The organism is Bacteroidota bacterium (assembly GCA_018816945.1).
Lineage (GTDB): Bacteria > Bacteroidota > Bacteroidia > Bacteroidales.
In genome coordinates this window covers 1-4,695 of the sequence record JAHIVC010000048.1, presented here as the reverse complement: position 1 = coordinate 4,695, position 4,695 = coordinate 1, and the positions used below count along the sequence as shown (strand labels likewise).

General features: G+C 34.2%; 6 protein-coding genes. All 6 read left to right on the top strand.

Annotated features, from left to right (window positions below):
* Positions 1 to 158, top strand: a 158-nt coding sequence (locus KKG99_07450) for a helix-turn-helix domain-containing protein (protein MBU1012824.1), incomplete at its 5' end; no start/stop codon positions are given.
* 199 nt (positions 159 to 357) lie between these two features.
* Positions 358 to 1,011 carry an L-2-amino-thiazoline-4-carboxylic acid hydrolase gene (locus KKG99_07445; GenBank protein MBU1012823.1) on the top strand — a complete coding sequence of 218 codons (654 nt, stop codon included), beginning with the start codon at positions 358 to 360 and terminating at the stop codon, positions 1,009 to 1,011.
* 59 nt (positions 1,012 to 1,070) lie between these two features.
* The gene (locus KKG99_07440) at positions 1,071 to 1,544 is read left to right on the top strand and encodes a hypothetical protein (GenBank protein ID MBU1012822.1); all 474 of its coding nucleotides are present in this window, start codon (positions 1,071 to 1,073) and stop codon (positions 1,542 to 1,544) included.
* A gap of 84 nt (positions 1,545 to 1,628) precedes the next feature.
* A complete protein-coding gene (locus KKG99_07435) occupies positions 1,629 to 2,117 on the top strand; it encodes a hypothetical protein (protein MBU1012821.1) in 489 nt (162 codons plus the stop codon).
* 526 nt (positions 2,118 to 2,643) lie between these two features.
* Complete coding sequence (locus tag KKG99_07430) at positions 2,644 to 3,540, top strand: hypothetical protein (GenBank protein ID MBU1012820.1); 897 nt, start codon at positions 2,644 to 2,646, stop codon at positions 3,538 to 3,540.
* 20 nt (positions 3,541 to 3,560) lie between these two features.
* Complete coding sequence (locus KKG99_07425; GenBank protein ID MBU1012819.1) at positions 3,561 to 4,496, top strand: hypothetical protein; 936 nt, start codon at positions 3,561 to 3,563, stop codon at positions 4,494 to 4,496.
* Positions 4,497 to 4,695 lie beyond the last annotated feature (199 nt).

Genomic DNA, 4,695 nt, shown 5'->3' with positions numbered 1-4,695 from the left:
TTGAAAAAGCAAAGAAATTAATTGACGAATCGAATGGGGATGAAGTCATTATTGAGATTGCATATAAAGTTGGTTTTAACTCAAAGTCTACTTTTAATAAGGCTTTTAAAAAATATACAGGGATGACACCCAGCGGTTACTTTACCAAGAAAAAATAACAGGGTTGCGGATCCTTATCTTCTGTACAATTTCTACATTTTAAGGTACGGTATTATCTTTTGATACCTCTGATTGATTTATAAATTTTAAATTTCCTCCAAATATTCTATGACCATCTTGAAAAAGACCTGAATGCAATTGTTCGGTTTTTATTGAGATGATTTTTAGGTGAATTAATTAAATAAAAAAACAAACTTTATGGAAAATAGAAAAAAAAACCAATCAAGTCGCAGGCAATTTATCACCAAATCTATCCCAGCGTGTGCATTGTCTGTACTCGCATTAAGCCAATTAAAAGGGGCAATACCCACCGAAATAAGTGAAGCCACTCAAGGTGAAACTATGCTGCAAGATGCGATGCAATCACAACACTTATTTGATAAAAGAGTAACAAGTACCATCAGACAAATCTTTGCATCTAGTGGAAGAAAAGAAATCAATCTTATTAATCCTTTAGTCGAGGTATTCGGGAAAGATAAAGTAATTAAGATATTGAAAGATATAGCTTATAAAAGAGCAAAGAGTAATGGTGAAAGATATAAGAAAAATAACGGAACGAATGATTTTGAAACATTTAAAAAACGTTTTCTTGGACCCGGAAGTTATACCGAATCTCTCATCATTGCCGAAACAATTGAGAATTCAGATACTGCACTAGAATTAAAAGTTTCCGAATGTGTTATTGCTGAGGAGTTTATCAAACAGGGAGTTGGAGATTTGGGTTATGCATATCATTGCTATGGTGACCATTACTGGCAGGATGGGTATAACACTAAAATAAAGCTAATCCGTGACAAAACACTTATGGAAGGAGATGCTTACTGTAACCACCGCTATGTATTTGAAGGGTAAGTAAAAGTGATAAAGATTATTTAACTAAATATAAGTGACCAATTTAAATTCAAAATATCATGAAAAAAAAAGTATGTTCTTTTATTATGTTCTTTGCTGTTGTTTTAATTGTCCAATCATGTACAACAAACAAATCTGAATACAATCCTGATGTCATTACTAAGGAAATATTGGCAAAATATAACGAACTTAGTGGGGTTGTCGATGATTCTAAAATTGATTTATGGGACACCTATTTCTTAAATCACCCCAATGTTGGAAATACTTATGATAACATTACTAATTGTGGATGGGAAACTGTTCATCAGGCATTAATCAAAGATAAGTCCTTACCAAGTAATGAACGATTTGTTTTTGAGCTATCTGATATTACAGTTCATCCAATCAATAAAAATACGGCCTGGGTAAAAGGAAAAATTAAATTAACTTTTCCCGAAGGTAAGATCAATAATTATATTTTCTACGATTCATTAATTAAAACCATAGATGGTTGGAGGGTATTTAATAGTGTCGTTAATAGTATCGAAAAATAAAATTTTATATAGAAACACTTAATCATAGCAAGCATAACATTCTTGAACAAAAAATATTAAAAACTAATTAAAATTAAAAAAATTATGAAAAAAAATGTGTATTATTTTATTATGCTCTTAGTTGTTGTTTTAATTGTCCAATCATGCACAACAAACAAATCTGAATACAATCCTGATGTTATTACTTCGGAATTATTGGCAAAATATAAAGAACTCGATGGGATTATTGATGACAAAAAAGTTGATTTATGGGATACCTATTTCCTTATTCATAAAATGATTGGGAATACCCATAATAATAATTCAAAAATCGGATGGGAAGCATTCCACAATGTTATAATGGGGGATAAATTATTACCTGAAGATGAAAGATTCTATGCCGAAACATACGATATTACAGTATATCCAATCAATAAAAATACAGCATGGGTAAAAGGAAAGCTAAAGATGGTTTATCCAGATGGCAAGGTCAGTGAGAATTATTTCTACGATTCATTAATTAAAACCAAAGATGGTTGGAGGGTGTTTAACAGTGTGGTTAATTCTATACCTGAGGAAAATCTTAACGACTGATAATATTGAAACAAGACTAGGATATTTATAAAATGCAAATTTAACATTCGGACAATTTATTAAATCCTAATGACTTATAGACAGGACTGAAAAACTGCATCCAATAAATAGAAGAATAGCTCATCCTTGTTTCTTTCCAGATGAAAGTCACTACTTATTTCAAGCAAATATTCCTTGACGTTTTAGTGGAAATGAAGTCTATTTATCTTTCCAAAATAAAGATGATATATGGTATGTTCCAATTAACCTAATCGAAGTAATTAATTCCGAAAAATATGATTATTGTCCCATGCTTTCACCAGATGGGAAATATATATTTTTCTTTGACTATGCAAACAGAATGACTTATTGGGTTAGTTCAGAACTTGTTACATCACTGCGAAATATAGATTGAAATAATAAATTGCGGTTATTTATTAGTTGTGATGCCAAAGTATGTGGTATTGATCTGTATTAGTATATAATAGAATTTGTCAGCAAAGAAGCATTAAAGGACGATAAATAAATATATTAAGGAGAAATCAAAATGAAAAAACGAATCTTAATCGGTTGTTTGCTGCTGATGGCGGCAATAACCATCAACGCACAACAAACAGATTTTCCAAAGCTTAACGGGCCATACCTTGGACAAAAACCGCCGGGAATAATACCTGAAATTTTTGCACCGGGAATTGTGTCAGTTGAGAATTCCCAAGACTGGGCATGTACATTTTCTCCTGACGGGAAAGAATTCTATTTTACGCGTGGTGGTACAATAATGTATTGCAGGTTTGATGGTAAAGAATGGGGGAATCCCGTACGAGCGCCGTTCGATTCTGATTACCTTGATGTCGAACCGCATATTACAGCAGATGGAATGAAACTGTTTTGGGGAAGCAAAAGGCCGAAGCCTGGAAATAATGAAAAAAAACCTGCCCATACTTGGATGATCGAAAAAGAAGGCGATTCATGGTCCGAACCTAAATATGTTGGTCAGGGTACTCAAGTTAGCTCTACATGGGATGGGAAACTTTATATAACGGATGATAGTGAGTCAGGAAAAGGATATTTAAGCAAGGTTACATTGATAAACGGCAGCTTTGTTAAATATGAAAGGCTTTTGGATGGTATTGAAAAATTGCGTCCAACATATCAAAGAATAGCACATCCGTGTATTGCCCTCGATGAAAGTTATATCATATTTGATGTTAAAGGAGGAAGCTATTTATTCGTTTCCTTTAAAAACAGTAATGGTAAATGGGGCGAACCGATTGACCTTACTGAGCATGGATTTGATAAGACAGACGGGATAGCATCATTATCTCCCGATGGTAAATACCTTTTCTTCGGTAGAGGTAACTCTGCTGATGAAAGAGATATTTATTGGGTTTCTGCAAAAATCATCGAAAACCTCTACAATGAAGCTATAAAAGATTATAAATAAACTTTTCTAAAGTGAATAAAATGAAAAAACAACTATCTGCATTATGCTTTTTAGTTATTGTGACAATTACCGCAATCGCACAAGAAAAAGATTTCCCAAAACTGACCGGCTCATATCTCGGCCAGAAACCACCCGGGATGAAACCGGAAATATTTGCACCCGGAGTAATCCCGCATTCAACAGGACTTGCACTAGGGTTGAATATGCTGGATGAAGGGACAGAATTTTATTACTCACAATGGGAACAAGGTACAATTCGAATTCGAGATAGAAAATTATTATATGATGTATGGACTCAAGATACAATCGCACCGTTTTCAGGAAAGTACCGTGATTGGGATTTAACTGCAGCACCAAACGGACAGCGACTATATTTTACTTCCAATAGACCGATAGAAAAAAACGGTGTTGAAAAGTCAGACGCCGATATTTGGTATGTTGAAAGAAAAAATGATTCATGGAGCGAAGCCAAATGGCTGGGAGAACCGGTGAATTCGGATAGCAATGAAATACACCCTTCAATCGCACAAAATGGCAACCTTTATTTCTTCGGTAGATTCGGACCTAATATTTGTGTAGCCAAATACGAAGATGGACACTACGAGGAGCCAGAAAAGTTAGGGGATGAAATTAATTCTGAATACGTTGATATCGATCCGTTTGTTGCCCCGGATGAAAGTTTTTTAATATTCCATTCGAACAGACCAGGAGGTTTAGGCGGTAACGATCTCTACATCAGTTTTAGAGATTTTGAAAACGACAAATGGATGAAAGCAGTAAATATGGGTGCGGAGATTAATACCGAAAATTCAGACTACTGCGCGCGCATATCAACAGACGGAAAGTATCTATTCTTTTCGAGAAGAAATTTGGAAACGGGTGAAAAAAAGTTTTATTGGATTGATGCAAAATTCATAGAAGACCTCCGTAAAGAAGCATTAAAAAATGACAAATAAGCGTTTAAATTAAAAGATAATAACATGAAAAACCAACTTTTTACATTATGCTTTCTGGTTATTGCAGCAATAACAGTAAGCGCACAACAAACAGATTTTCCAAAGCTTAACGGGCCATACCTTGGACAAAAACCGCCGGGAATAATACCTGAAATTTTTGCACCGGGAATTGTGTCAGTTGAGAATTCCCAAGACTGGG